This window comes from Streptomyces sp. NPDC090499 (genome assembly GCF_044769305.1).
Lineage (GTDB): Bacteria > Actinomycetota > Actinomycetes > Streptomycetales > Streptomycetaceae > Streptomyces.
Genome location: NZ_JBIVXP010000002.1, coordinates 339,130 through 365,352 on the forward strand (window position 1 = coordinate 339,130; position 26,223 = coordinate 365,352).

The window sequence follows — 26,223 nt, forward strand, 5'->3', positions numbered from 1 at the left end:
CCCAGACGTAGGTGTCCCAGACAGGAGAGCGTGCGATGGCGGATGACACGGACGGCACAGAGCGCGGCGGCGGGGCCGATGCCGAGCGGTTGCGGCTGGCCGATGCGGACACGGGGCGGGTGGCGTGGCGGCGCTGGGGGCCGTATCTGAGCGAGCGGCAGTGGGGCACGGTGCGCGAGGACTACAGCCCCGGCGGTGACGCCTGGTCGTACTTCACCCATGACCAGGCCCGGTCCCGGGCCTACCGGTGGGGCGAGGACGGCATCGCGGGTGTCAGCGACGACAAGCAGCGGCTGTGCTTCGCGCTCGCGCTGTGGAACGGCCGGGACCCGATCCTCAAGGAGCGGATGTTCGGCCTGACCAACGCCGAGGGCAACCACGGTGAGGACGTCAAGGAGTACTACTTCCACCTCGACTCCACGCCCACCCACTCGTACCTGAAGTACCTCTACAAGTACCCGCAGGCGGCCTATCCGTACGACGACCTCGTGCGCGTCAACCGGGACCGCGGGCGCCACGACCCCGAGTACGAGCTCCTCGACACCGGCGTCTTCGACGAGGGCCGCTACTTCGACGTGTTCGTGGAGTACGCCAAGGCCGGTCCCGAGGACCTGCTGATCGAGATCACCGCGCACAACCGCGGGCCCGACGAGGCCGCGCTCCATCTGCTGCCGACGCTGTGGTTCCGGCACACCTGGTCGTGGGCGGGCGGCAGCGCGGTGCCCGGCCTGCGGCACACGGACGGCGCGATCCTCGCCGGCCACGAGGAACTCGGCTCGTACCGGCTGTACTTCGAGGGTGCGGCGGACACCCTGTTCACCGAGAACGACACCGACAACGAGCGGATCTTCGGCAGCCCCAACGCCACCCCCTACGTCAAGGACGGCATCGGCCGGTACGTCGTCCAAGGCGAGCAGGACGCGGTCAATCCCGAGCGGACCGGCACCAAGGCGTCCGTCCACCACGAGCTCACCGTGCCCGCGGGCGACAGCGTCACCGTACGGCTGCGCCTGACCGGCACCGAACTCACCGATCCCTGGGGCGACTTCCAGCAGGTGTTCGACATGCGGCGGGCCGAGGCCGACATCTTCTTCGAGGGCGTGGTCCCGGACGGTCTCGGCGAGGACGAGCGGCGGCTGGTGCGGCAGGCGCTGGCCGGGATGCTGTGGAGCAAGCAGTACTACTACCTCGACGTGGAGCGCTGGCTCGCCGAGCACGGCGTCGACCCGCTCGCCGCCGACCCGCGCGTCCGCAACAGCGCCTGGTACCACATGGTCAACGACGAGATCATGTCGATGCCGGACACCTGGGAGTACCCGTGGTTCGCGGCCTGGGACCTCGCCTTCCACACCATCGCGCTGTCCATGGTCGACATCGGGTTCGCCAAGTCGCAGCTGGAGCTGCTGCTGCGCCGCCTCTACCTGCATCCCAACGGGCAGATCCCGGCGTACGAATGGAACTTCGGCGACGTCAACCCGCCCGTGCACGCCTGGGCCGTTCTCTTCGTCTACGAGCTGGAGAAGCAGCGCACCGGCCGCGGTGACCGCGTCTTTTTGGAGAACGCCTTCCAGAAGCTGACGAAGAACCTCTCCTGGTGGCTCAACCGCAAGGACGCCGACGGCAACAACGTCTTCCAGGGCGGTTTCCTCGGCCTGGACAACATCGGGGTCTTCGACCGCAGTGCGCCGCTGCCCACCGGCGGCCACCTCGACCAGGCCGACGGCACCGCCTGGATGGCGCTGTACTGCCAGAACCTGCTGGAGATCGCCGTCGAGCTGGCGGCGGAGAACCCGGTCTACGTCGAGCAGGCGCAGACGCTGTTCGAGCACTTCGCGTGGATCGCGGTCGCCATGAACCGCATCGGCAAGGACAACGCGAGCCTGTGGGACGAGCAGGACGGCTTCTTCTACGACGTGCTGCGGCTGCCCGACGGCAGCGCGACCCCGCTCAGGGTGCGCTCCATGGTCGGTCTCGTGCCGCTCGTCGCGACCAGTGTGGTCGGTGCCTGGACCGACCGCCGGTTCCCGGAACTCGTCGAGGGGGCACGGGAGTTCGTGCGCCGGCATCCGGCCGTGGCGGGCCTGGTCGCCTCGCACGACGTCCTCGGGTCGGGGGCGGCGGGGCGGCACCTGTTCGCGTTGTTCGACGAGGACCGGCTGCGCCGGATCCTGGCCCGGATGCTGGACGAGGAGGAGTTCCTCGGCCCGCACGGCATCCGCTCGCTCTCCCGGTACCACGCCGACCACCCGTACACCTTCGACGTGCACGGTCAGACCTACGGGGTCGGCTACCTGCCCGCCGAGTCCGACTCGGGCATGTTCGGCGGCAACTCCAACTGGCGCGGCCCGGTGTGGTTCCCGGTCAACGTGCTGCTCGTGCGCGCCCTGCTGAACCTGCACGCCTACCACGGCGACGACTTCACCGTGGAGTGCCCGACCGGCTCCGGGCGGCAGCTGAACCTGTACGAGGTCGCCCGCGAGATCTCCGGCCGGCTCACCTCGACCTTCCTCAGCGACGCGGACGGCCACCGCCCGGTGCACGGCACCCGGCCCGAGTTCGCCAAGGACCCGCACTGGAAGGACCTGATCCTGTTCTACGAGTACTTCCACGGTGACAACGGGGCCGGCCTGGGCGCCTCCCACCAGACCGGCTGGACCGGCCTGGCCGCGGTCACCGCCACCCTGTTCCATGTCGTCGGCGCGGGAGACTGGGGCGCCCTGCGCGAGGAGCCGCTGTCATGACGGTGATCTACGAGATCAACACCCTGGTCTGGCTGGGCGAGTTGAGCGGTCGGTACGGGCGCCGGGTCACCCTCGGGGACGTGCCCGGCGAGGTCTGGGACGAGGTCGCACGGCCGGGCATCGACACCGTCTGGCTGATGGGCGTGTGGGAGCGCAGCCCGGCCGGGCTGGAGATCGCTCTCGCGGACGACGGCCTGCTCGCCTCCTTCCGCGCCGCGCTGCCCGACCTCACCGAGGCGGACATCGCCGGATCCCCGTACTGCGTGCGGAACTACGTCGTCGACGAGGGCCTCGGCGGCCCGGACGGGCTGGCCGCGGCACGGGCCGCACTCGCCGCACGCGGACTGCGCCTGATCCTGGACTACGTCCCCAACCACGTGGCCCCCGACCACCCCTGGCTCACCGGACGCCCGGACTGCCTGGTCCGGGGCACGCCGGACGACCTGACCCGCGATCCCGGGGCCTTCCTGGCGGCGGGCGGCCAGGTGTACGCGCGCGGCCGGGACCCCTACTTCCCGCCGTGGCCGGACGTGGTCCAGCTCGACGCCTTCAGCGAGCAGCTCCGGGCGGCGACGGTCCAGACGCTGGTGTCGATCGGCGACCAGGCCGACGGCGTGCGCTGCGACATGGCGATGCTGCTCATGAACGACGTGTTCGCGAAGACGTGGGGCGACCTGGCGGGAGCGGCCCCCGAGGCGGACTTCTGGCCGTACGTCATTCCCCGGGTGCGCGAGCGCCACCCCGGTCTCCTCTTCGTCGCCGAGGCGTACTGGGACCTCGAATGGGCCCTCCAGCAGCAGGGCTTCGACCACTGCTACGACAAACGGCTCTACGACCGCCTGGTCCACCAGGACGCCGGGTCCGTCCGCGCCCACCTCGGCGCCGGCCTGGCCTACCAGCGCGGGCTCGTGCGGTTCCTGGAGAACCACGACGAGCCCCGGGCCGCCGCCACCCTGCCGGGCGACCGGGAGCGGGCGGCGGCCGTGGCGGTGGCCACCCTGCCCGGCGCGACCCTCTGGCACGAGGGCCAGTTCGAGGGCCGCCGGGTCCGCCCGCCCGTCTTCCTCTCCCGCCGGCCCCAGGAACCGGCCGACGCGTCCCTGAGTGATTTCTACTGCCGCCTGGTGGCCGCCGCGGCCCCCGTCCGCGAGGGCGACTGGCAGTTGCTGGACTGCACCGGCTGGCCGGACAACGACACCCACCACAACCTGCTCGCCTGGTCCTGGACCACCGCCCGGGACCACTGCCTCGTGGTGATCAACTACTCCGGGGAGCCGGCCCAGGGGCGGGTTCCCCTGCCCTGGACCGGACTCCGGGGGCGCTCCTGCCGGCTGACCGGGCTGCTCGACGGGAGCGCCTACGACCGGGAGGGCGCCGAACTGGCCGACCCGGGCCTGTTCGTGGCGCTCGACGCCTGGCAGTGGCACCTGCTCTCGCTCCCCCGCTGACCGGGAGGCCGCCGACCGTCTGGTCGGCGGCCGGGGCCGGTGCCGAGCACTGCGCCGGGTGCGCTCAGCCGGTGTAGCCGGTCACGTCGCCGATCCAGGTGATGAAGTCGGCCGGGTCCTCGTCGGCGCCGTGGGCGGCGTCCCAGTACATGAGGGCGTTGACGTCGTCGCCGAGGTTCGCCAGGCTCAGGGCCAGGTTGCCGACGATCGTCAGCGCGGTGTCGGTGTCCTTGGTGCCGGTGCGGATCCACCAGTACTTGGCCCGGTCGTCGTTGGACTCGCCGATGAAGTACATCGGGTTCATCATCTCCAGCTTGCCGGGGATGTCGCTGTCCAGGGACGAACCGCCGCTGCCGCTGGTGTCGTTGGCCAGGCTGTAGTCGGTGAAGTGCCGGGCCTCGGTGGTGTCGACGCCGAACTCGTTGTTCTCGCCGGCCGACAGGTCGAAGGCGTCGAAGGCCGGGGCGTCCTTGCCGCGGGATCCGACGTGGTCGAGGTAGTCGGACCAGGAGAACGTGGCCGACGAACCGTCCCAGGTGATGAAGGTGTTGGCGGACAGGTAGGTGGTCCGGTCGTCGTCCGAGAGGTCCGCCAGGTAGCTGGTGGCCGCCGGTTCGAGGTAGGTCGCCAGCAGGTAGTCGTCGAGGTTGTCGGCCGTGACGGTGCCGTAGTCGTCCGCCGTCAGGGCGAGCCCGGACTGGTACGTCTCGAACAGGGTTTTCAGGTCCGCGGAGACGTCCTGGTCCACCTCCTCGCCGCTGCTGAGCGTGTTGGTGCCCCAGTTCCACTCATAGGCGCCGTCGGCGTTCTCCAGGTCGGTGATGGGGCACCAGGCGCCGGTCGCGTAGACGATGTCGTCGGCGTCGGCCGCACCGAGTTCGCTGAGCAGGTCGTCGTAGAGCGAGCTGCCGCCGGAGGCGCCCAGCAGGGCCGACAGGGCGCCGCCGGCGCTGGTCCCGGCCGTCACTATCCGGTCGGTGTCGCCCGGGATGGTGCCCGCGTTGTAGCGCACGTACCGGATCGCGGCCTTGAGGTCGACGATCGCCGCCGGCGCGGTGCCGTAGTAGTCGCCGCTGGAGTCCACCAGGGTCCGGCCGCGCGCGCCCGGCTCCACCGCGACGTACCCGGCCGCGACGGCCAGTTGCGCCCGGCTGCTGCTCACGCCCGTGTTGGTCGACACCGAGGACGGGAGGTAGCCGCCGATCGAGTTGGAGACGAGGATCGGGGCGTCGGTGGCGTCCACGGCGGTGCCGTCGATCGACACCGGGACGCTGACGGTCAGGCTCTGGTAGGTCTCGTCCACCGGGTCGGTGACGTAGGTGACGGCCGACCAGAAGTGGTAGGTGACCTCCTTGTCGCCGTCGTCGGTGGAGATCGTCGTCGTGATCTCGGTGTACGCGTCGGGGTCGAAGGCCAGCGAGTCGGCGGCAGCCGCGCCGGACGACGCGGTCGCCGCCGACGCGGTCGTGCCGCCGGTGATCCCCACTGCCGGAACGGCGACCGCGGCCGCGGCAATTCCCTTGATCAGGGCCCTGCGGTTCATCTTGTGCGTCATTTCGTGTCTCCTTCGCGAGGCGCAGCAGTTTCCGAACCGCGGGCGACGGCATGACGGGATTTCTTCGCCGATGGGAGCGCAGGTGCGGGTGTCCGGAGAGTTCTGAAACTGCTTCACGGGGCGCTTGTCTCGATCTCGGCAGCGAACGTAATTCATTGCCGACAATATTGTCGGCAATTCCGGCGACTCCACGGTCAACCCATAGAGACCGCTGCGCAGCCTGAGATTCCTGAAATCACGCTGCGGGCATCGCGCGATGGTCAAGAGTGCGTCACATGACCGCGGCGGCTGAGCGGGCGGGAGCCGTCCGACGTACTGAAGGAGCAGGTAGACGCGACTCCGACGAAGGGCACCTTCCTTGATCCCGCGACGCATCGGCCCGAGCCTCGCCCTGGGGCTCGCCTCCGCCTTCCTGCTGGGGGCGTGCGGCTCCTCGAACGACACCGGCGCCGGGAGCACCGCACCGGCCGCCCCGGTCACGTCGGCGACCCCGGCCGCGTCGGCTCCGGCCACCGCCACGCCGGCCGCCGGCGCAGGCGACGCGAGCGGGCAGCCTGCCACCACCGCAGCCGTGCTCACCGGGTCGGCCCAGGGCCTGGGCAGCATCGTCACCGACGACAAGGGGCGGACCCTCTACCGCTACGACAAGGACCAGCCGAACCCCTCCAAGTGGACGTGCTCCGGCACGTGCACCGAGACCTGGCTGCCGGTGATCGTGCCGGAGTCCGTGCAGGCCTCGGGGGTGGAGAAGAGCCTCCTCGGCACGGTCCACCGGAACGGCGAGACCCAGCTCACCCTCGCCGGCTGGCCGCTCTACCGGTACGTGGGCGACACGGCGGCCGGGCAGACGAACGGCCAGGGAAAGGACCAGGAATGGTACGCCGTCACCCCCTCCGGCCAGAAATCGACGGCGACGGGCTGACCGGCCGACGGCCCGGCCGGAAGAAGCCGTCCGGGCCTTTCCTCAGCCGCCGGAACGGGCCGCGACAAGCGATTTCCAGGACCTGTTCCGTTTGAACGGAATTTCGAAGACCGTGGAGAACAGCCACGCCGAGAGGACCGAGACCGGCAGGCCCACCGCCAGCGTGAACCAGAACGTGGGCAGTCCCGGCGCCACGAAATGCGGGGCGACCCGGCGGATCACGGCCAGCACGATCGGAAGATGGATCAGGTACAGGCTGTAGGAGAACCCGCCGAGGCCGTGGACGGGGCGCGCGGTCAGGAGCCGTACGAGGACGGCGGGCCTTCCGGTGGCGACCGCGGCGAGCAGCATCGTCATGGCGGGGGCGACGGCGAGGTCGATCCAGAAGTAGTGGTTCACCGTCCAGGCCGAGCCGCGGACGGCGCCGAGGACCAGGACCGGCAGGGCGGCCAGGACGGCGAACCACCCCCACGGCAGTCGTCGTACCCGGTCCGAGGCGGAGACGATGCCCGCGCCCGCGACCCCCGCGGCGAACACCGGGGCGAGGTGGGGTGCGAGCCAGTTGTCGCCCTCCACCGGGTTGGCGCCGGGCGCCGTCAGACCGAGGACGACCACCGGGACAGTCACCGCCGCGGCCAGGGCCGCCGCGCCCCAGCGCCGGCGGACGAGGAGGAGCAGGGGGAAAAGCAGGTAGAGCTCGGCCTCCACCCCTATCGACCAGAACGCGCCGTTCGGCGTCGGGGCGGTGAGGATGTCCTGGGCGACCAGGCCGTACACCAGGACGGTCGCACCGGTGGGCGGCCCGAGGTGCGAGGCCGGCACCACGAACCACGAGACCAGCAGGCTCAGGGCCAGCGCCGCCCAGTACGGCGGCAGGATGCGCCAGGCGCGCCGGCGCAGGAACTCACCGACACCGGACGGCCGCCAGCCGTGCCGGGCCGGGGAGATCGCCAGGGAGAACCCGGACAGCACCAGGAAGAAGACGACGGCGAGGCGCCCGAACATCAGCCCGCCCAGCCACGGTGGCGCCGAACTGTGCGGATAGCCCGGGAAGGTGTACAGCCAGCAGTGGAACAGCACGACGTACAGCGCGGCCAGGCCGCGGAGGCCGTCCAGGCCCCGCACCTGCGGACGAACCTGCGCTCCGGCACCGTTGCCGCTCTCCCCCCGGCGCACGGGGACGACCGGCTCCAGGGTGCTGCCGGCCGGGCGACTCGAATCCACTGAAATGGCGCAACCCTTCCTCCTGGCACCGGCTGCCGCGTGTGTCGGTGCCGTCGGGCAGCACCGCGCCGCCCCCGGGGACAGGTACGTGGCCCCCGGCCGGGCCGTTCAACGGTCCGCCGCGGGGGCGCCGGCCGCCCGGCGCCTTACGGAGTCGTGACGTGCGGGCGTGGGCGCGTGGTCCGGGGGCCGCGCGCGCCTAGCGTGGCCCCCATGCGTGTACTGGTCACCGGCGGTGCCGGGTTCATCGGGTCCCATGTCGTCGAGGCGCTGACCGGGCGCGGGCACGAGGCGCTCGTGTTCGACGTCCGGGACGACCCGGGCGCCGACGTGCGCAGCCCGGTGGCGGTGGCGAAGGCCCTCGCGGGCGTGGACGCGGTCTGCCACCAGGCCGCGATGGTCGGCCTGGGGGCCGGGTTCGGCGACGCGGCGGAGTACGTCTCCCGCAACGACCTCGGCACGGCCGTACTGCTCGCCGCGATGGCCGAGGCGGGGGTGGGGCACCTCGTGCTCGCCGGGTCGATGGTCGTGTACGGGGAGGGGCGCTACGAGTGCCCGCGGCACGGTGTCGTACGGCCCGGACCGCGCGCGGTCGCCGACCTGGACGCGGGGCGGTTCGAGCCGAACTGCCCGGTGTGCGGTGACGAGTTGACGCCGGGGCTGGTGGGTGAGGACGCGCCCGTCGATCCGCGCAACGTGTACGCCACGACCAAGCTGGCCCAGGAGCACCTGGCCGCCGCCTGGGCCCGGTCGACGGGCGGCTCGGCGGTGTCGCTGCGCTACCACAACGTGTACGGACCCCGGATGCCCCGCGACACGCCCTACGCGGGCGTCGCCTCCTTCTTCCGTTCCTCACTGGCCCGGGGCGAGGCGCCCCGGGTGTACGAGGACGGGCGGCAGCGCCGGGACTTCGTGCACGTCCGGGACGTGGCCGCCGCCAACGCGACGGCGCTGGAGGCGGGCTCCGCGCCGGGTGTGCTGACCGCGTACAACACCGGAAGCGGCGAGCCGCACACCGTCGGCGAGATGGCCCGTGCGCTGGCCGAGGCGCACGGCGGGCCGCAGCCGGTGGTCACCGGGGAGTACCGGCTGGGCGACGTACGGCACATCACGGCCGACTCCGCGCGGCTGCGCGCCGACCTGGGCTGGAAGGCCGAGGTCGGGTTCGCGGAGGGGATGCGGGAGTTCGCGCGCGCCCGGTGAGGGCCGGGCCCGGGACACGGAGCGGGACGGGGCACGGGGCGGTCCCGGACACGGGGCGGTCCCGGACACGGGGCGGGACGGGACACGGGGCGGTCCCGGACACGGGGCGGGACGGGACACGGGGCGGTCCCGGACACGGGGCGGTCCCGGACACGGGGCGGGACGGGACACGGGGCGGGACGGGCCCTCGCCACGGGCCGCCGGGAGCCCCGGACGGTCGGGGGCCCGGACGGACGGGGGCCCGGACGGACGGGGGCCCGGACGGACCGGTGCCGCCGCCCGCGACACAGACCGGTGGTGCTGCCCGCGATCAGGAGGCGGCGGCGGGCAGCACCACCTCGAACCGGCAGCCGCCGGGGATGTTGTGCACGGTGGCCCGCCCGTGGTGGGCCTCCACGATGCCGCGCACGATGGCGAGGCCGAGGCCGGCTCCGGCCGGCGGGGTCCGGGCGTGGGTGCCGCGCCAGCCGGTGTCGAAGACGCGGGGCAGGTCCTCGTCGGGGATGCCGCCGCAGCCGTCCGTGACGGACAGGACCACCGCGCCCTCGGCCGACCGCTCGGCGGCGACCGCGACCGTGCCGTCCGGGGGCGTCCGGCGGATGGCGTTCACCAGCAGGTTGCCCAGCACCCGGCTCATCTCCTTGCCGTCCACCTCGACCGGCACCGGCTCCACCCGGTCGCCGACCAGCCGTACGCCGTACTCCCGGGCCAGCGGGTCGACACCGGCGAGGGCGTCGCCGACCAGGTCGTACACGGACATCCGGCTCGGGCTCAGGGCGAGCGTGCCGGCGTGGATGCGGGAGAGCTCGAAGAGGTCGCCGACCATCTCGTTGAGGCGCTCGACCTCGGTGCGGATCTGCTTGTGGTAGCGGCCGGGGTCGGTGGCGACGCCGTCCTCCAGGGCCTCCGACATGGCGCGCAGGCCGGCCAGCGGGGTGCGCAGGTCGTGCGAGATCCAGGCGACGAGTTCCCGCCGCGAGGTCTCCAACGCGCGTTCCCGCTCCCGGGACTCGGCGAGCTTCGCGCTCGTCGCGGCCAGCTCGCGGCTCACCTCCGCCAGTTCGGCGGTGGCCGGGACCGGCGGCGCGGCGAAGTCGCCGTCCTCGCCGAACGAGCGTGCCGCGAGGACGAGGTCACGGCTGCGGGCGACGACCCAGCGGCCCAGTATCAGCGCGGTCGCCAGCGACACCGCGGCCGCCATCGCGACGACCGTCGTCACCACCGACAGGTCGTGCGAGGAGAGGAACATCGCCCAGGCGACGGCCAGGGTGCCGGCGAGCATCGCGACCACGCCGACGGCGGCGACCACCGTGAGGGACGCGGTCAGCGAACGGCGCCGCAGCAGGCGCAGCGCGGCCGCCCCGAGCAGTCCGGTGCCCGCGGCACCGGCGAAGGCGTACAGGGCGATGAGGAGTGTGTCGCGCATGTCAGGCCGCCCCTTCCCGTCCGGCCGGGCCGTGCTGGTGGTTCCGGCCGTCCTGGCCGTCCTGGCCGTCCTGGCCGCTCCGGTCGTGCTCTCCGTTCGGCTCGAAGCGGTAGCCGACGCCCCACACGGTCTGGATCAGCCGCGGCCGGGCCGGGTCGTCCTCCACCTTGGCGCGCAGCCGGCGGACATGGACCGTGACGGTGGACAGGTCGCCGAAGTCCCAGCCCCACACGGCGCGCATCAGGTCCTCCCTGCTGTACGCCCGCCCCGGGTTCCGCAGGAAGAAGGCGAGGAGGTCGAACTCGCGCAGGGTGAGGGCTAGTTCGGTGCCGTCCTTGGTGGCGCGCCGGGCGCCGGGGTCCAGGGTGAGCCCGGCGGACGAGAAGGACCGGTCGGTGGGGGCGGGGCGGCTGCGGCGCAGCACCGACTCCACCCGCAGGACCAGTTCCCGGGGGCTGAAGGGCTTGGTGACGTAGTCGTCGGCGCCGACCTCCAGGCCGAGGATGCGGTCGTCCTCGTCGCCGCGCGCGGTGAGCATGATGACCGGGACGGGGGCGTGGCCGCGCAGCCGCCGGCAGACCTCCAGGCCGTCCATGCCGGGCAGCATCAGGTCGAGCACGACCAGGTCGGGCCAGTGGGCGGCGGCACGGGTCAGGGCGGTGGGACCGTCGCCGGCGTGGTCGACCAGGTACCCGGCGCGGTCCAGGTACCCGGCGACGATCTCGGCGACGGTCGGATCGTCGTCCACGACCAGGACCCGGGCGGCACCGGCGGTGACCCCGGCCTCGGTGAGCTCGTACGGCTGCTGCATGCCTCCACCCTCGCACCGGGCCGTCGCGGGTGTCGCGGCCGGGCGCGGGCCCGGGCCGGGACGTCCCCGTTTCGTAAGAAACCGCGGAGGCGGGGGCGCCGGTGACGCCGGGCGCCGACGTCCGCGTTTCGTAAGCAGTCGAGGCCCGGAATGTCCGGTCTGCGTTCGTAAGGTGAAGGCCGTGACCACCTCACCTTCCTCTCCCTCTCCGTCCCCGGCCCCTCCCCCCGCGGCGGACGTGGACGTCGTCCTGCCCTGTCTGAACGAGGCAGCGGCCCTGCCCTGGGTGCTCGGCCGGATCCCGGCGGGCTGGCGGGCCCTCGTGGTGGACAACGGCTCCACCGACGGCTCGGCGGACATCGCCCGGTCGTACGGGGCGACCGTCGTCCACGAGGCGCGGCGCGGCTTCGGCGCGGCGTGCCATGCGGGGCTGACCGCGGCGACCGCCGGCATCGTCTGCTTCTGCGACTGCGACGCCTCGCTGGACCCGGGCCTTCTCGTGCCGTTCGTGCGGGAAGTCCTCGACGGCGAGGCGGACTTGGTGCTGGGCCGCCGGCGACCCGAGGGGCGCGGCGCGTGGCCCGCGCATGCCCGCGCGGGGAATCTGGCGCTGGCGCGGATGCTGCGGCGCCGCACGGGGCTGCGCCTGCACGACCTCGGTCCGCTGCGGGCCGCTCGCCGCGAGGGGCTGCTCGCGCTGGACCTGGACGACCGGCGCAGTGGGTATCCCCTGCAGATGGTCGTGCGTGCCGCCGACGCGGGGTGGCGCATCACCGAGCACGAGGTGGCGTACCTGCCGCGCACCGGTACGTCCAAGGTGACGGGGACCTGGCGCGGCACCTTTCAGGCGGTGCGGGACATGAGCCGGGTGCTGAAGGAACAGCCCCGGGTGCGGGTCGGCGGGGGCTGATCGCGCAGTCCCCGCGCCCCTCACGGGGCGCGGCGTCCGCCGCGTCCCGAGCCGCCGGCGGCATCGCAGTCCCCCCCCCGACCGCGGGCAGTCGTGCCTCCCCGGCGCCTTGAGTGCCCGGCAGGTGCCCCCGGGGCGGCACGCCGGCAAGCGAGACCCCCAGCCCTCCCCCGCAGCCCCCGAGGAACCCTCACATGACCACCCTCCTAGTCATCGCCAAGGAACCCCGCCCCGGCAGGGTCAAGACCCGGCTCACCCCGCCCTTCTCTCCCGCGCAGGCCGCCGCCCTCGCCGAGGCCTCGCTCGCCGACACCCTGGACGCCGTGGCCGCGGCCCCCGCCGCCCGCCGCGTGCTGGTGCTCGACGGGGAACCCGGCCCCTGGCTGCCGCCCGGCTTCGACGTCGTGCCGCAGTGCGGCGGAGGGCTGGACGAGCGGCTCGCGGACGCCTTCGCGCACTGCTCAGGCCCGGCCCTCCTCATCGGGATGGACACCCCCCAGGTCACCCCGGCCCTGCTCACCGTGGACTTCGCGGAGTGCGACGCGTTCTTCGGCGGCGCCGAGGACGGCGGGTTCTGGGCGCTGGGGCTGGCCGACCCCGACCCGGCCCTGCTGCGCGGGGTGCCGATGTCGACGCCGGAGACCGGCGCCGTCCAGCGGCGGCGTCTCGTCGGCGCCGGGCTACGGGTGTGCGACCTGCCCCGGCTGCGGGACGTGGACACCGCGGCCGACGCGGCCGCCGTCGCCGCCCTCGTCCCGCACGGCCGGTTCGCCGCCCTGCTGTCCCGGTGCGCTGCGCACAGCGGAACGGACCGCCGATGACCACCTCACCGCCCGTCCCCCGGACCGGCTGGACCGGCCGGACCGGCGCCGACCCCTACGCCGCCGCGCTGCACGCCGGGCACGGCCCGCTGTTCCTGCGCCGCACCGACGGGTGGCTGCTGCCCCTGGACGTCGAGCGCTGGTGCGCACGGGCCGACCCGGTCGACCGGGCGGTCCTGGACCGCTGCGAGGGCGCGGTCCTGGACATCGGCTGCGGCCCCGGGCGGCTGGTCGCGGAACTCGCCGCCCGGGGCCGTCCCGTCCTCGGCATCGACGTCAGCGCGGCCGCCGTGGACCACACCGTGCGGCTCGGCGGCCAGGCGCTGCGCCGCTCGGTCTTCGAGCCGCTGCCCGGCGAGGGCCGCTGGGGCACCGTCCTGCTCATGGACGGCAACGTCGGCATCGGCGGCGATCCGCGCGCCCTGCTCGGCCGGGTGGGCCGGCTGCTCGCCCCCGGGGGGCTGCTGATCGCCGAGACCGCGCCGGTGGACGTCGACGAACGCGCCGACGTCCGCCTCACCGACGCCCAGGAGACCGTCGGCGCCCCCTTCCGCTGGGCACGGCTGGGCACCCCGGCCCTGCTGCGGTACGCGCGGGGCTGGGAGCCGGAGGCTCAGTGGGCGACCGGCGGGCGCCGCTTCGCCGCCCTGCGCGACCGCCGTGCCAGCAGGAGCGCCGAGCCGCCGAAGAGCACGGCGGTGATCAGCAGCCAGCGGGCCAGGTAGCCGTCCGTGGAGAGGCCGGTGGCCGACCGGTAGTGACCGGCCACCATCCCGCTGATCAGCGGGAACCACACCAGCAGGAGCAGCGCGGAGAGCGCGGCCGGCACCCGGACGTACATCGTCCACTCCCGGTGCCCGGCGGCGCCCAGCCCCCGCGTCACCGTCCGGTCGGCCAGCGCGTACAGCGGCAGCAGGACGAGGTCGTGCAGCAGCGCCGCGCCCACCACCCACAGCGCCACGCCGAGCCAGTCGCCGGCCAGCAGCCGTACCCCGGCATAGACGGCGAGCGCGAACGAGCAGGCGAGGAGGAGGATCTGCAGGGGGCTGCCGATGACGGGGCGCGGGCGCATCACAGGTCTCCGAAGGTCATCCGGGCCACCCACTTGGTGTTGAGGACACCGGGAGCGGCGGGCACGATCACGCGGGCCGGGTAGCCGTGGTCGGGGGACAGGTCCTCGCCGTTCACCTGGAGGGCGAGCAGGGAGCGCGGGTCGGCGACCTGGTTGGCGCGCAGGGCCGCGCGGCGGAAGGCGCCGTGCCGCTGGATCGACTCGACGAGCACGTCCGGCGGTTCGGTGTCGTAGCCGACGAGCGCGGCGAGGTCGCGCAGCCGCACCCCGCGCCACCACTGGTCGGCGGTCGACCAGCCCTCGACGCAGGCGATCGGCAACGCGGAGCTGTGCAGGGGCAGTCGGAGCAGTTCGGCGCGGCTGAGGCGGACCGTCCGGCCGTCGCGTCCGGTGACGACGAGCCGCCACGCGTCCGCCCCGGTCTCCTGTGCGTCGATCCCGGCGTACGCGGCCGTCTTGTTGATCTGGAAGCCGTCCGGACCGCTGCCCGGGTCGGCGCCGCCGTGCGGGGCGAGCAGCGCGGTGCGGCGCCATACACCCCCGATGCTCTGCCCGGCGGTCGTGACGAGCAGCAGCAGGGACGCGCCGCCCACGAACCACAGCGCGCCGCGCCGGGAGACGGTGGGCGGGTCCGGCCGGGGGGTCGCCAGCTCCGCTTCGTCGCGGTTCCCTCGGCGTTCGCGGACCGCCCGCAGCGCCGTCGGCGTCTTCAGTGCCGCGTGTGCCAGGAAGGCGGCGAAGAACACCCAGGCGCCGTAGAAGTGCAGGGGGTAGAAGGAGCCGGGGAAGACGTAGTCGAGCTGGACGTTGAGGACGCCGGTCGTGAACTCGAAGAGGCCGCCGCCGACCAGCAGCAGCAGCGAGACCCGCTCCAGGGCGTGGGCCAGCGAGCGGGCCGGGGGCAGCGTGAACAGCTTCGGCACCACCGACCACAGCTTGGCGAGCAGCACCGGGATCAGGACGATGCCGAGGGTGACGTGCAGGCCCTGGGTGACGCGGTAGAGCCAGTACGGGTCCGTCGGCCAGGAGAAGAGGTAGAAGCCGAGGAGGCCCTTGTCCGGGGTCTGGTCGTTCACCGGCGCCAGGTCCGGGTTGTACGCGGCGTACGACAGCAGTCCCGTCACGAACAGCACGGTGATGCCGGCGAGCAGCACCAGGCCGAGCACCGAGGTGAACCAGGTGCCGCGCAGCGGGCTGCGCCAGAAGCCGGGCGAGGTGGGGAGCCGTGGATCGTCGGGTCGCATGGTCCGACCGTAGGCCGGGGAAACCCCCGGAACGGGTGCGCGACCCATGACGAAAGTCTGACGTCAGCCGCTTGATCCACACTCCGTGCCGGTGTCCGGCCTAGCGTTCCGGTGTGACCCGCGCCCCGCACCGTGATCGGCACGCCGATCCGTCCGCCGACCCGTCCGCCCGTCCGTCCGCCGGCCTCTCCGCCGATCTGCTCGCCGTGCTCGCCGCCGCGCTGCTGGTGCTCGTCGCCGTACTGGTCGGCCGGCACCTCCAGGACACCTACCGCAACCTGTTCGTGCACTGGCCGCCGCTGTTCGCCGACTGGGACCCGCACGTGGGTCCGGGCACCCCGGCCGCCCTGCTGGTCGCGGTCGCGGTGGTGGCGTACGGGCCGAACCTCGCCGTGCGGCTGCCCTGGCGCGGGCTGCTGGGCGCGGCCTGGGGTGCCTGTCTGGCCTGGACGTGGTCGCTGGCGCTGGTCGACGGCTGGCAGCGGGGTGTGGCGGGCCGGCTCACCAGCCCGAACGAGTACCTGACGGTCATCTCCCGCTTCCACGACATCCCGGCGACCCTGCGGGACTTCACCCACCACATCGTCAGCGGCACCCCGTCGCCGTGGCCCGCCCACATCGCCGGGCATCCGCCGGCGGCCACCCTCACCTTCGTCTACCTCGACCGGATCGGGCTGCACGGCGGCGGCTGGGCGGGCGCCTGGTGCATCACGGTCGGGTCGACGGCCTGCGTCGCCGTGCTGGTCGCGGTGCGGGCCCTGGCCGACGAGCGGCTCGCCCGGCGGGCCGCGCCCTTCCTGGTGATGGCCCCGGCCGCGGTGTGGGTGGGTGCCTCGGCGGACGGGTACTTCGCGGCGGTCGCCGCCTGGACGGTGGCCCTGCTGGCGCTCGCGGTGACCGGCCGGTCCGTGGCCTGGGCGGCGGGTGCGGGGCTGCTGTACGGGCTGACCTGCTACCTGTCGTACGGCCTGACGCTCTTCGCGCTGGTCGGGGCGGCGGTGCTGGTGCTCGGCCGGCGCCGGGTGCGGGCCCGCCCGGTCGTGCTCGTGCTGCTGGTGGCGGGGGCGGTGGTCGTCCCGTTCGTGTTCACCCTGGCCGGGTTCGACTGGTGGCAGGGGTACCGGCTGCTGGTCACCCGCTACTACCAGGGGGTCGGCGGGACCCGGCCGTACGGCTACTGGGTGTGGGCCAACCTGGCCTGCACGGTGGTCATCACGGGCCTGGCGACGGCGGCCGGGCTGCGGCGGGCGGGAGCCGTGCTCGTCCACCGCCGTACCGAGCCCGTCGCGCGGCGGCGGCTCGCCTTCCTCGTGGGCGCCGCCCTGCTGGCCCTGCTGCTGGCCGACCTGTCCGGGATGAGCAAGGCGGAGACGGAGCGCATCTGGCTGCCGTTCGCGATGTGGCTGCTGCCGGCCTGCGCGTTCCTGCCCCGGCCGCGCGCCTGGCTCACCGCGCAGGCACTGCTCGGGCTGCTGCTGAACCACCTGCTGTTCACCGGCTGGTGACGCCTTCGGCCGGGTCCGGAAGGACCGACGGCCGCAGGTCCGCCGTCCGGGCCTCCGCCGCCGCGGAGAGCTGGGCGAGGAGGGTCGCCAGCGCCGCCCCGTCACCGAACTCTGCGAGCAGCCGGGCCTGGTCGCCGTGGACCCGGCGGGCGGCACGTCCGTGCAGGTCCTCGCCGCGCGCGGTGAGGTGGAGCAGGACGCGGCGGCGGTCGTGGGGGTCGGGGCGGCGGTGGACGAGGTTGTCCGCGACCATGCGGTCGACGAGCTTGGTCAGGCTGGGCGCCGGCATCAGGGCGTGCTCGGCTATCTCGGACATGGGGTGCCCCCGGCCGTCCCCGACGAGCGACAGGACCCGCCACTCCTCGACCGTGCAGTCCTCCTCGGCCAGCACCGCGGCCAGCCGCCGCACGACCCGCCGCTCGGCATGGCTGAGGAGGTGGGCGAGGTCCGGCGAGGAGGGTACGGACGGCATTGCCGGTGTCCTTCCGGTAGGTCTACTCTGCGCGCAGAATACGAGTCTTGGCGACGGCGCCGGGGCCCGGGACCGGAATCCGCGTTCCCCATGCCCGCACGGAGGTGGCCGATGCGTCCGGCGCCGCCGAACGACGGGGGCGGCACCCTGCTCCTCGCCCTGGTCGTGCCGTTGCAGGGACCGGCGGGGGTTCTCGGGCCGTCCTGCGAGTCGGCCGCCCGGCTGGCCGTGGAGGAACTCAACGCCGCGGGTGGGGTGTTGGGCCGGGAGGTCCGGCTGGTCACGGTGGACGGCGGGGCGCCGCCGGCCCGGGTGGCGGCCGAGGTCGGGGCGCTGGTCTCGCTGGGTGCCGTGGACGGGGTGGTGGGCTGGCACACCTCGGCGGTACGGCAGGCGCTGCTGCCCCGGATCGCGGGCCGGGTGCCGTACGTCTACACCGCGCAGTACGAGGGCGGCGAGCGGACCCCCGGCGTCTTCCTGACCGGTGAGACCGACGTCGCCCAACTGCTGCCCGCGATGCGGCTGCTGGCGGAGGCGGCCGGGGTGCGGCGCTGGTGCACGGTGGGCAACGACTACGTCTGGCCCCGGGTGACCGCGCGGACCGCACGGGCGTACGCGCGGGAGTGCGGCGGGCGGGTGCGGGACGAGGTGTTCGTGCCGCTGGGGACGGAGGGGTTCGGGCCGGTGCTGCGCCGGATCGAGCGGTGCGAGGCGGACGCGGTGCTGATGCTGCTGGTGGGCGCGGACGCGGCCCGCTTCAACCGGGCGTTCGCCGGGTACGGGCTGCACCAGCGCTGCCTGCGCCTGAGCACCCACATGGACGAGAACATCCTGCTGGCCACCGGCGCCGACGGCACCGACGGGCTGTGGGCGGCGGCCGGGTTCTTCGAGACCCTCGCGACCGCCGAGAGCCTCGACTTCGGCGCCCGGCACGCGGCCCGGTTCGGGGTGCACGCCCCGGTGGTGGGGAGCCTCGGCGAGTCCTGCTTCGAGGGGGTACGGCTGCTCGCGGCGCTGGCCGAGCGGGCGCGGTCGCTGGAGGTGCGGGCGATGTGCGCGGTCGGGGACGCGGTGTCGTACGAGGGACCGCGCGGTGCCGTCCGGCTGCGCGGCAACCATCTCGCCCAACGGCTGTACCTGGCACGGGCGGACGCCTTCGACTTCCACGTCGTCGCCCAGCTCTGAGCACAACTCGCCCCCGGGAACCAATACTTCCCACGGGAAGTATCAAGCTTTGTCTTTTAAAGCAGGTGAAACGTTCGGGAAACAGCGCGCCGCGACTCTTCCGTGCAAACGACCGGGGACGAGAGAGGGCAGAGTCGTGACGGAGATCGTCGGCAAAGAGGCGCCACCGGCCGTGGCGGACGGCGGGACGGACCGCGGCACGGACGGCAAGCGCACGTACAACGACTGGGCGCAGAACGACACGCTCGAGGACTACTCGCTGCGGTACGCGCCGAAGTCCTTCCGCCGCTGGACCCCCTACGTGGTCGCCACCACCGCACTGGGCGGCATCGCCTATCTCGCGGACTTCGCCATCGGCGGCTCGATCGCCATCTCCAACGGCTTCTCCAGCGCGCTGGTGGCGATCCTGACCGCGGCCGTGGTCATCTTCCTCACCGGCATCCCGATCTCGTACTACTCGGCCAAGTACTCCATCGACATGGACCTGTTGACCCGGGGCGCGGGCTTCGGCTACCTCGGCTCGACGCTCACCTCGGTCATCTACGCCAGTTTCACCTTCATCTTCTTCGCCCTCGAAGGCTCGATCATGGCGCAGGCCCTGGAGCTCGGCCTGCACATCCCGCTGGCCGTCGGCTACCTGATCTGCTCGGTCATCATCCTGCCACTGGTCATCTACGGCATGACCGCGCTGTCGAAGATGCAGGTGTGGACGCAGCCGGTCTGGCTGGTGCTGATGGTGGCGCCGTTCGTGTCCGTCGCGATCCAGGAGCCGGGCAGGTTCTCGGAGTTCACGCACTTCGCGGGCAACTCGCCGACCGGGTCGAGCATCAGCATGCTCGGGGTCGGCGCGGGTGCGGGCGTCGCGCTGTCGCTGATCGCACAGATCGGCGAGCAGGTGGACTACCTGCGGTTCATGCCGGACAAGACGCCGGAGAACGGCCGCAAGTGGTGGGGTGCGGTGCTCTCCGCCGGTCCGGGATGGGTGGTGCTCGGGGCCGCCAAGCAGCTCGGCGGCGCGTTCCTCGCCTTCTACATCGCCGGCAGCGTGGGGCTCACCAAGGCCAACGAGCCGATCCAGCAGTACGTGTCCGGTTTCAAGACGTTCGCGGCGCCGATCGCGCTGGGCCTCGCCACGTTCTTCGTGATCCTCTCCCAGATAAAGATCAACTCGACGAACGCGTACTCCGGTTCGCTGTCCTGGTCGAACTTCTTCTCCCGGCTGACGCACCGTCACCCCGGGCGCGTGGTCTACATCTTCCTCAACGTCGGCATCGCGCTGGCCCTGATGGAGGGCGGTGTCTTCGGCTTCCTCAACACCGTACTGGGCTTCTACTCCAACGTGGCGATCGCCTGGATCGGCGCGGTCGTCGCCGACCTGGTCATCAACAAGCCGCTGAAGCTGAGCCCGTCGTACATCGAGTTCAAGCGGGCGCACCTGCACAACTTCAACCCGGTCGGCTTCGGCTCGATGCTGATCGCGTCGGCGGTCTCGATCGCCGCCTACTTCAACGCCTTCGGCGCGTACGGCAAGGCGTACTCGCCGTTCATCGCGCTGTTCCTGGCGATGGTGCTCTCGCCGCTGTTCGCGGTGCTGACCAAGGGGAAGTACTACATCGCCCGCGTCGACGACCTCGAAGAGCCGCTGCTCGGCCCGGACGGGCTGCCGTCGGCGGCCACGCTGACCTGCACGGTGTGCACCACCGACTTCGAGCGGCCGGACGTGGCGAACTGCCCGTTCCACTCCGGGGCGATCTGCTCGCTGTGCTGCAGCCTGGAGAAGGACTGCCACGACTCCTGCAAGACCGGCCCGGTCGCGCTCGCCATGCCGACGGTGCGGTCCGCGGACTGACCCGCCCCCGGAGGACTACCGCTCCGGCTCGTGCCCTTCGGCGCGGGCCGGAGCTCCTGTCTGCAGGCCGTCCATCAGGAGCCTGATCTGGCGGTCGGCCTGGCCCTTCCAGTCGCCGGCCGCGTCCAGCCGCAGCAGACCGCCCATGGCCCGGACCACGTCGGCCGTCTCCATGTCGGACCGGAGCGTCCCGGCGGCGACGCCCGCGGTGAAGAGCGTGCCGATGGTGTCGTAGACCTTCGAGTACGAGCCCTCCGTGCCGCCCGAGCGCAGCGCCTCGGACATGTGCTGCTTCGTGACGAGCAGCCCCGCCAGCCGGCCCATGAACTCGCGCAGCGCCCGGTCCGGCGCAAGGGTCGCGAGGAGGTCGGCCGCGTCGGCGCACACCTGGTCCACCTCGTGCTCGTAGGCCGCGAGGACCAGCGAGTCCCGGGTCGGGAAGTGCCGGTAGAGGGTGCCGATGCCGACCCCGGCCGCCCTGGCGATGCTGTCCAGCGGCACGTCCTTGCCGGTGCGCGTGAACTCCTCCAGCGCCGCCGCCACCAGCTTCTCGCGGTTGCGGCGGGCGTGGGCGCGCACCGGCCGCGCGGGTCCCTGTTCGTTCATGCCGTACTCCCCTCCAGGCCGGTCACCGTACCGGGCATCCTGCCCACTTGCTTACCGGAGGATCCTCCACTAACGTCGTTGCTACCGGAGGATCCTCCGGTAACTGTCATCGTACGCACTGCGCACATCGAACGGAGTCCTGCCGTGAACACGGTTTCTCTCGGTGACCTCACCACCTCCGCCCAGGGGCTCGGCTGCATGGGCATGAGCGAGGGCTACGGCCCGACCAGCTGGGACGACGCGATCGCCACCATCCACCGCGCCCTCGACCTGGGCGTCACCCTCATCGACACCGCCGACGCCTACGCCTTCGGGCACAACGAGGTGCTGGTGGGCCGGGCGCTCGCGGGCCGCCGGGACGAGGTGCAGCTCGCCACGAAGACCGGCATCGACCGCATGGGCGCCGACACCTGGGCACTGCGCGGCGACCCGGGCTACATCAGGCGGGCCTGCGACGCCTCCCTGCTGCGGCTCGGCGTCGACCACATCGACCTCTACTACCTGCACCGGCCGCCGCAGAACGCCGAGATCGAGGAGTCCGTCGGCGCCATGGCGGAGCTGGTCAAGGAGGGCAAGATCCGGCACATCGGCCTGTCCGAGGTGACCGGCGAACTGCTGCGCCGCGCGCACGCCGTGCACCCGGTCACGGCGGTGCAGAGCGAGTACTCGATCTGGTCCCGGGACGTGGAGGCGACCGTCGGGGACGCCCTGCGCGAACTGGGCGTCGCCCTCGTGGCGTACTCGCCGCTCGGCCGGGGCTTCCTGACCGGCACGGTCGACGTCGCCGCACTGCCGGCGAGCGACGCGCGCCGGCGGCTGCCCCGGTTCCGGACGACGGACAACGAGGCGATCGCGGACGCCGTCCGCACCCTGGCGGCGGCGAAGGGCGTGGCCCCGGCGCAGCTGGCGCTGGCCTGGGTGCGGGCCCGGAGCGCGCACCTCGGGGTGCCCGTGGTGCCGATCCCGGGCACCAAGCGCGTGAAGTGGCTGGAGCAGAACGTGGCCGCCGCCGGCATCGAGCTGACCGCCGACGAGACCGCCACGCTGGACGGGCTGGCCGCGCAGACGGTGGGCGGCCGCTACTGACCGACCTCTCGTGTGACCGCCCTCACACGGTCCGGTTCGAACTTCTCCGTCTCCGCGGCGTCCTGCCGATGTCCACGAACCCGCCGGACCCGGAGAAGAACATGACCACGCCCCTGACCGATCCCCAGGCCGACCCCCTGGCCGCCGGAACGCACACCGTCGAGATCGACGGCCTCGTGCAGCGGTACCACGTGCACGGCACGGGACCGGTGTGCGTCGCGCACTCCGGCGGACCGGGCATCGACTGGGAGTACCTGCGCATGCCCGAGCTGGAGCGGCACCTGACGGTCGTCTACCCGGAGCCGGTCGGCAGCGGCGGCTCGGGCCGGCTGCCGTCCCACCCCGACGGCTACACGCGGGCCCGTTACAGCCGGTTCCTCGGTGCGCTGATCGACCGCCTCGGCGTCCCCGAGGTGCACCTGCTGGGCCACTCGCACGGCGGCTTCGTCGCCCAGTACCACGCCCTGCACCACCCCGGGCGGCTCGCCGGGGTGATCCTGTACGAGAGCCTGCCGGTGACCGGCCCCGAGCACACCGCCGAGACCGTGCGGCAGGTCGAGGCGTTCGCCGAGCGGAACGCCGGGAACCCCGGGCTCCCCGAGGTCCTGGCCGCCTTCCAGGCCATCCCCACCGCCACCGACGACAAGGCGCACACCGCCGTCGCCCAGGGGCTGTTCCCCGCCTACTTCGCCGACTACTGGGGCCGGGAGCGGGAGTTCGCGCCCGTCCGGGCGGCCGTAAGGACCACGTACGTCTCCGGGCTGGCCGAGGACCTGTCCCCGATCCTCTTCGACGACCGCGCCGACCTCGGCGGCCTCACCGTTCCCGCGCTCGTGCTCGCCGGCCGCCACGACTTCATCTGCGGAGTGCGGTGGGCCGGGGAACTGCACACCCTGATTCCCGGTTCGGAGCTGGTGGTCCTGGAGAACAGCGGGCACTTCGGCCACCTGGAGGAGCCGGCGGCCTTCGCGGACGCGGTGACGCGCTTCGCGACGGCCACCCGCCAGGCGATGCGGGCCGCCGCTTCGGCGGCGGCCCGGACCGCCCCCGCCGGGGCGGCTTACCATGAGGCGTGTACTCCTGGAGTGAGGCCCTCGTCCTGACCTCGGCGAGCGCCTGGGACGAGCTCTTCACCGGCCTGCACGGTGCGAGCCGGATCAGTGTGCCGGACCGTGAGGCACCGTGGAGCGCGCGTCTGGAGTGGCAGCGGTCGACGGCGTACGGCGTCGCCCTGTGCGCCGGCGGGCGGGAGACGGTGCAGCGGGAGACCCGGCACATCCGGTCCGATCCCCGGGGGACGTACGAACTCCTCGTCCCGCTCGCCGGAACCGCCTGGGTGGAGCAGGGGCCGTCGGCCGCGGAGATCGGGGCCGGCAGCATGGTGCTCTGCGACATCGACCGTCCGATGACGTTCGCGCACGACGCGGACTTCCTGTCGGTCGCCTTCATCATGTCCGGCGCGGACATCGCCGGACGCAGCCGGACCGCGGCCGGCGAACCTCGGTTGCTCGGCGCCGAGCGCGGACTGGGCCGGATCGTCCGGGAGTTGGCCACCACGCTCCACGAGGAGCGCGCGGAGCTGTCGGAGCGCACCTTCGACCTCGCGTGCGACCGGCTGCTCGACCTGGTGTGCCTGGCCGCGGAGGGCGGCACCGACACGGCGCCCGCCGGACAGCGGGCGACGGTCGAGGCCGCGATCCGCCGCCATGTCCGGCGGCACGCCTGCGAACCGGACCTGGACGTCGTCGCCGTCGCACGGGCGCTCGGCTGGTCCGTGCGCTATGTCCAGCAGGTGCTCCAGGAGGCCGGCACCACGGCCCGCGACCTGATCCGGCGCGAGCGGCTGAACGCGGCCCGCGAACGGCTGGCCGGCCCGGCCTGGGCCTCGTACTCGATCGCGCAGATCGCGCACTCCTGCGGTTTCGGCAGCCACGCGTCGTTCGCGACCGCGTTCCGCGCGGAGTTCGGGACGACACCGAGCGAGGCCCGGCGGCGGCACGCTAGCTGAAGTAGCGGCGCGGGTTGTCGACCAGCATGGTGGTCAACTGGTCCTCGGTGACGCCCGCTCGACGCAGCGCCGGGAGGACCTGGTCGTGCAGGTGGGTGTAGTGCCAGTCGGGCGCGATCTGCTCCTTCACGCCTGGCGGGAACCAGTCGATGTGGCAGGACGCGTCGTGGGACAGCACCATCCGCCCGGCGAGCCCCTCGGCCGCGAGGGCGGCGACGGTCGCCACCCGCTGGTCGCCGGGGAGCAGGATGTCGAGGCCGAAGCGGTCCATGCCGACATAGGAGCCGTTGTCGATCAGTTCGTGCAGGTAGTCCAGGTCGGCGGTGTCACCGCTGTGGCCGACGACCACCTTGCCGAGGTCCGCGCCCGCGCTGCGCAGGATCTCCTGGGCGACGAGGCCGGTGCGGGCACCGGCGTTGGTGTGCACGGTGATCGGGGCGCCGGTGGCCAGATGGGCCTGGGCCACCGCGCGCAGCACCCGCTCGACGCCCGGGGTGAGCCGGTCCTCGATCGCGCACTTCAGGAAGGCGGCCCGGATCCCGGTGCCGGCGATGCCCTCGGTGAGTTCGCGGACGAAGAGGGCGGTCATCCCCTCGGCGCCGCCGAGCATGGTGCCCGGGCCGTGGTAGCGGAAGTAGTCGGGGACGTCGGCCAGGGTGTAGATGCCGGTGGCCGCGACGATGTTGAGGTCGACCTGCTCGTTGACCCGGGCGACGCGCGCGACGTCGCGGCCGAGACCGATGCACGTGGGGTCGACGATGGTGGTGACGCCGGTCGCGGCCAGCGCCTTGAGGCGGCTCACGGCGTCGTCGACGCGCTCCTGCTCGTCCCAGGTCTCCGGGAGGCTCTGCCGGAACTCCTCGCTGAGCACGAAGACGTGCTCGTGCATCAGCACGGTGCCGAGTTCGTCGGCGGGTACCGGACCGCGGACGGTCTGGACCGCCTGGACCGGGGAGTCGGTGGTCATGGGTTGTCGTCGCCTTCCTGCGCATGACGTGGGAAGGCCGACCTTTCCAGCACGGGGGCGGCACCGTCTTTCCAGTCGGCGCACGGTTCTTTCGCGTCGGCGTAGTCCGCCGCCATGAGCGGCAGGGAGAGATGGGCCATGTCGCCGGGCGGGGGCGTGCGCAGCGACCACAGGGGCGGAGGGGTGCCGTCGGCGACCGCGGCCGGGGCGTCGGTCAGGTTCATGCGCTCGCGCAGCCGGCCGTAGAAGTCCATCGCCGCGAGCCGGACCACCCGCAGCCGGGTCGGGGCGGCGTACACGCCGACCCAGTCCCCCGGCTGCAGTACCCCCCGCACCTGGCCGTCGACGCTGACCGCGGCCTGTCCCGAGCGTTCCAGGACGCGCAGGCCGACCGCTTCGTTCGGGGCGGTGACGACCGAGCGGTTGAACGTCATGTGCGGGGCGACCGGGGTGAAGACGAGGGCCTCGGCGCAGGGCGAGACGACGGGGCCGCCGGCCGCGAAGCTGTAGGCGGTCGAGCCGGTCGGCGTCGCCACCAGCAGCGCGTCGGCGGAGTAGGAGGCGAGCAGCCTGCCGGAGACGTAGACGCCGACGGAGACCTGGCGGTCCCGGGACAGCTTCTCCAGGACGATGTCGTTGACCGCGGCGACGTGCAGCGGGACACCCCAGTCGGTGTCCTGCTCGCAGTCGGTGCGGACCTGCGGCGGCGGCAGCAGCGGCCCGCGGCCGTACTGCATCAGCCGCTCCATGTCGGCCGGCACCTCCAGGCGCCGGGAGGCGCGCATCGTCAGCAGGAGTCTGCTGTCGACGGTGTAGCGGTCCTCGCGGATCGCGTCCAGCGCCTCCCGAACCGAGCAGACCGGCACCTCGGTCAGGAAGCCGACCCGGCCCAGGTCGACGCCGAGGACCAGCGCGTCGTTGCGGGCGGCGAGCCGGGCGCCGCGCAGGAAGGTGCCGTCCCCGCCGAGGGTGACGATCAGGTCGGGATCACCGGCGGCCGCGACCTCCTCCCCGGAGTGGTGCCGTCCGCCGTCGTGCCACACGTCGATGTCCGTGCACCGCACGTCGTGCTCCGCGGCCCACGCCCGTACGGCACGGGCCGCGTCCACCGCCTCCGCACGCCCGCCGTGCACCACCAGTCCGAGCCCGTTCACCGTCATCTCCGCCT

The 26,223-nt window shown here is 73.1% G+C and carries 23 protein-coding genes; 13 read left to right on the forward strand and 10 right to left on the reverse strand.

Features of this window, described 5'->3' with window-relative positions:
• Nucleotides 1–35: 35 nt before the first annotated feature.
• Nucleotides 36–2,741 carry an MGH1-like glycoside hydrolase domain-containing protein gene (locus tag ACIQVL_RS09965; RefSeq protein WP_403474976.1) on the forward strand — a complete coding sequence of 902 codons (2,706 nt, stop codon included), beginning with the start codon at nt 36–38 and terminating at the stop codon, nt 2,739–2,741.
• Nucleotides 2,738–4,189, forward strand: coding sequence for an alpha-amylase (locus tag ACIQVL_RS09970; protein WP_403474977.1), 1,452 nt, complete (start codon nt 2,738–2,740; stop codon nt 4,187–4,189). Before ACIQVL_RS09965 ends, ACIQVL_RS09970 begins: the two co-directional genes overlap by 4 nt.
• A gap of 64 nt (nt 4,190–4,253) precedes the next feature.
• On the opposite strand, the gene ACIQVL_RS09975 is transcribed toward ACIQVL_RS09970, so the two are convergent.
• Nucleotides 4,254–5,744, reverse strand: coding sequence for a subtype B tannase (locus tag ACIQVL_RS09975; protein ID WP_403474978.1), 1,491 nt, complete (start codon nt 5,742–5,744; stop codon nt 4,254–4,256).
• A gap of 358 nt (nt 5,745–6,102) precedes the next feature.
• Here ACIQVL_RS09975 and ACIQVL_RS09980 point away from each other — a divergent pair, with 358 nt between their 5' ends.
• Entirely contained in the window at nt 6,103–6,666 is a 564-nt protein-coding gene (locus ACIQVL_RS09980; RefSeq protein WP_403474979.1) for a hypothetical protein, read from the forward strand.
• A gap of 42 nt (nt 6,667–6,708) precedes the next feature.
• Here the strand turns inward: ACIQVL_RS09980 and ACIQVL_RS09985 are convergent, their stop codons facing one another.
• Nucleotides 6,709–7,890 (reverse strand): acyltransferase family protein, encoded by a 1,182-nt coding sequence (locus ACIQVL_RS09985; protein WP_403430036.1) that lies wholly within the window; start codon nt 7,888–7,890, stop codon nt 6,709–6,711.
• A gap of 213 nt (nt 7,891–8,103) precedes the next feature.
• Here ACIQVL_RS09985 and ACIQVL_RS09990 point away from each other — a divergent pair, with 213 nt between their 5' ends.
• Complete coding sequence (locus ACIQVL_RS09990) at nt 8,104–9,093, forward strand: NAD-dependent epimerase/dehydratase family protein (protein ID WP_403430038.1); 990 nt, start codon at nt 8,104–8,106, stop codon at nt 9,091–9,093.
• A 310-nt stretch (nt 9,094–9,403) separates the two neighbouring features.
• Here the strand turns inward: ACIQVL_RS09990 and ACIQVL_RS09995 are convergent, their stop codons facing one another.
• Nucleotides 9,404–10,519, reverse strand: a complete 1,116-nt coding sequence (locus ACIQVL_RS09995) for a sensor histidine kinase (protein WP_403430040.1) — start codon at nt 10,517–10,519, stop codon at nt 9,404–9,406.
• Between the two features lies 1 nt (nt 10,520).
• Nucleotides 10,521–11,330, reverse strand: coding sequence for a response regulator transcription factor (locus ACIQVL_RS10000; protein WP_403430041.1), 810 nt, complete (start codon nt 11,328–11,330; stop codon nt 10,521–10,523).
• Nucleotides 11,331–11,502: 172 nt separating this feature from the next.
• On the opposite strand from ACIQVL_RS10000, the gene ACIQVL_RS10005 reads away from it, so the two are divergent.
• The 3 genes from ACIQVL_RS10005 to ACIQVL_RS10015 all read left to right on the forward strand — a co-directional run bounded on the left by ACIQVL_RS10005 (nt 11,503) and on the right by ACIQVL_RS10015 (nt 13,786).
• On the forward strand, nt 11,503–12,240 hold the full coding sequence (locus ACIQVL_RS10005; RefSeq protein WP_403430043.1) for a glycosyltransferase family 2 protein: 738 nt from the start codon (nt 11,503–11,505) through the stop codon (nt 12,238–12,240).
• Nucleotides 12,241–12,434: 194 nt separating this feature from the next.
• Nucleotides 12,435–13,061 (forward strand): DUF2064 domain-containing protein, encoded by a 627-nt coding sequence (locus ACIQVL_RS10010; RefSeq protein WP_403430045.1) that lies wholly within the window; start codon nt 12,435–12,437, stop codon nt 13,059–13,061.
• Nucleotides 13,058–13,786, forward strand: a complete 729-nt coding sequence (locus tag ACIQVL_RS10015; protein ID WP_403474980.1) for a class I SAM-dependent methyltransferase — start codon at nt 13,058–13,060, stop codon at nt 13,784–13,786. The genes ACIQVL_RS10010 and ACIQVL_RS10015 overlap by 4 nt, the downstream gene beginning before the upstream one ends.
• On the opposite strand, the gene ACIQVL_RS10020 is transcribed toward ACIQVL_RS10015, so the two are convergent.
• Nucleotides 13,675–14,133: a hypothetical protein gene (locus ACIQVL_RS10020; RefSeq protein ID WP_403430048.1), complete on the reverse strand. Its 459-nt coding sequence runs from the start codon at nt 14,131–14,133 to the stop codon at nt 13,675–13,677. The two genes, ACIQVL_RS10015 and ACIQVL_RS10020, sit on opposite strands and share 112 nt — an antisense overlap.
• Nucleotides 14,133–15,377: a molybdopterin-dependent oxidoreductase gene (locus ACIQVL_RS10025; RefSeq protein ID WP_403430049.1), complete on the reverse strand. Its 1,245-nt coding sequence runs from the start codon at nt 15,375–15,377 to the stop codon at nt 14,133–14,135. Before ACIQVL_RS10025 ends, ACIQVL_RS10020 begins: the two co-directional genes overlap by 1 nt.
• 113 nt (nt 15,378–15,490) lie before the next feature.
• On the opposite strand from ACIQVL_RS10025, the gene ACIQVL_RS10030 reads away from it, so the two are divergent.
• A complete protein-coding gene (locus tag ACIQVL_RS10030; RefSeq protein WP_403474981.1) occupies nt 15,491–16,882 on the forward strand; it encodes a hypothetical protein in 1,392 nt (463 codons plus the stop codon).
• Here the strand turns inward: ACIQVL_RS10030 and ACIQVL_RS10035 are convergent.
• Nucleotides 16,869–17,354 carry a MarR family winged helix-turn-helix transcriptional regulator gene (locus ACIQVL_RS10035; RefSeq protein WP_403430051.1) on the reverse strand — a complete coding sequence of 162 codons (486 nt, stop codon included), beginning with the start codon at nt 17,352–17,354 and terminating at the stop codon, nt 16,869–16,871. The genes ACIQVL_RS10030 and ACIQVL_RS10035 overlap by 14 nt on opposite strands.
• Nucleotides 17,355–17,465: 111 nt before the next feature.
• Here ACIQVL_RS10035 and ACIQVL_RS10040 point away from each other — a divergent pair, with 111 nt between their 5' ends.
• On the forward strand, nt 17,466–18,539 hold the full coding sequence (locus ACIQVL_RS10040) for a substrate-binding domain-containing protein (RefSeq protein WP_403430053.1): 1,074 nt from the start codon (nt 17,466–17,468) through the stop codon (nt 18,537–18,539).
• A 136-nt stretch (nt 18,540–18,675) separates the two neighbouring features.
• Nucleotides 18,676–20,388: a hypothetical protein gene (locus tag ACIQVL_RS10045; RefSeq protein ID WP_403474982.1), complete on the forward strand. Its 1,713-nt coding sequence runs from the start codon at nt 18,676–18,678 to the stop codon at nt 20,386–20,388.
• Nucleotides 20,389–20,403: 15 nt separating this feature from the next.
• On the opposite strand, the gene ACIQVL_RS10050 is transcribed toward ACIQVL_RS10045, so the two are convergent.
• Nucleotides 20,404–20,994: a TetR/AcrR family transcriptional regulator gene (locus ACIQVL_RS10050; protein ID WP_403430056.1), complete on the reverse strand. Its 591-nt coding sequence runs from the start codon at nt 20,992–20,994 to the stop codon at nt 20,404–20,406.
• A 198-nt stretch (nt 20,995–21,192) separates the two neighbouring features.
• On the opposite strand from ACIQVL_RS10050, the gene ACIQVL_RS10055 reads away from it, so the two are divergent.
• The 3 genes from ACIQVL_RS10055 (at nt 21,193) to ACIQVL_RS10065 (ending at nt 24,088) form a co-directional block, all read left to right on the forward strand.
• Nucleotides 21,193–22,080 carry an aldo/keto reductase gene (locus ACIQVL_RS10055; protein ID WP_403430577.1) on the forward strand — a complete coding sequence of 296 codons (888 nt, stop codon included), beginning with the start codon at nt 21,193–21,195 and terminating at the stop codon, nt 22,078–22,080.
• A gap of 101 nt (nt 22,081–22,181) precedes the next feature.
• Nucleotides 22,182–23,183, forward strand: a complete 1,002-nt coding sequence (locus ACIQVL_RS10060; protein WP_403474983.1) for an alpha/beta fold hydrolase — start codon at nt 22,182–22,184, stop codon at nt 23,181–23,183.
• Nucleotides 23,153–24,088: an AraC family transcriptional regulator gene (locus ACIQVL_RS10065; protein ID WP_403474984.1), complete on the forward strand. Its 936-nt coding sequence runs from the start codon at nt 23,153–23,155 to the stop codon at nt 24,086–24,088. The genes ACIQVL_RS10060 and ACIQVL_RS10065 overlap by 31 nt, the downstream gene beginning before the upstream one ends.
• On the opposite strand, the gene ACIQVL_RS10070 is transcribed toward ACIQVL_RS10065, so the two are convergent.
• Together ACIQVL_RS10070 and ACIQVL_RS10075 are read right to left on the reverse strand one after the other, a co-directional pair.
• Nucleotides 24,081–25,055, reverse strand: a complete 975-nt coding sequence (locus tag ACIQVL_RS10070; protein ID WP_403474985.1) for a phosphotriesterase — start codon at nt 25,053–25,055, stop codon at nt 24,081–24,083. The two genes, ACIQVL_RS10065 and ACIQVL_RS10070, sit on opposite strands and share 8 nt — an antisense overlap.
• On the reverse strand, nt 25,052–26,215 hold the full coding sequence (locus tag ACIQVL_RS10075) for an NAD(+)/NADH kinase (RefSeq protein ID WP_403430579.1): 1,164 nt from the start codon (nt 26,213–26,215) through the stop codon (nt 25,052–25,054). The genes ACIQVL_RS10070 and ACIQVL_RS10075 overlap by 4 nt, the downstream gene beginning before the upstream one ends.
• Nucleotides 26,216–26,223 lie beyond the last annotated feature (8 nt).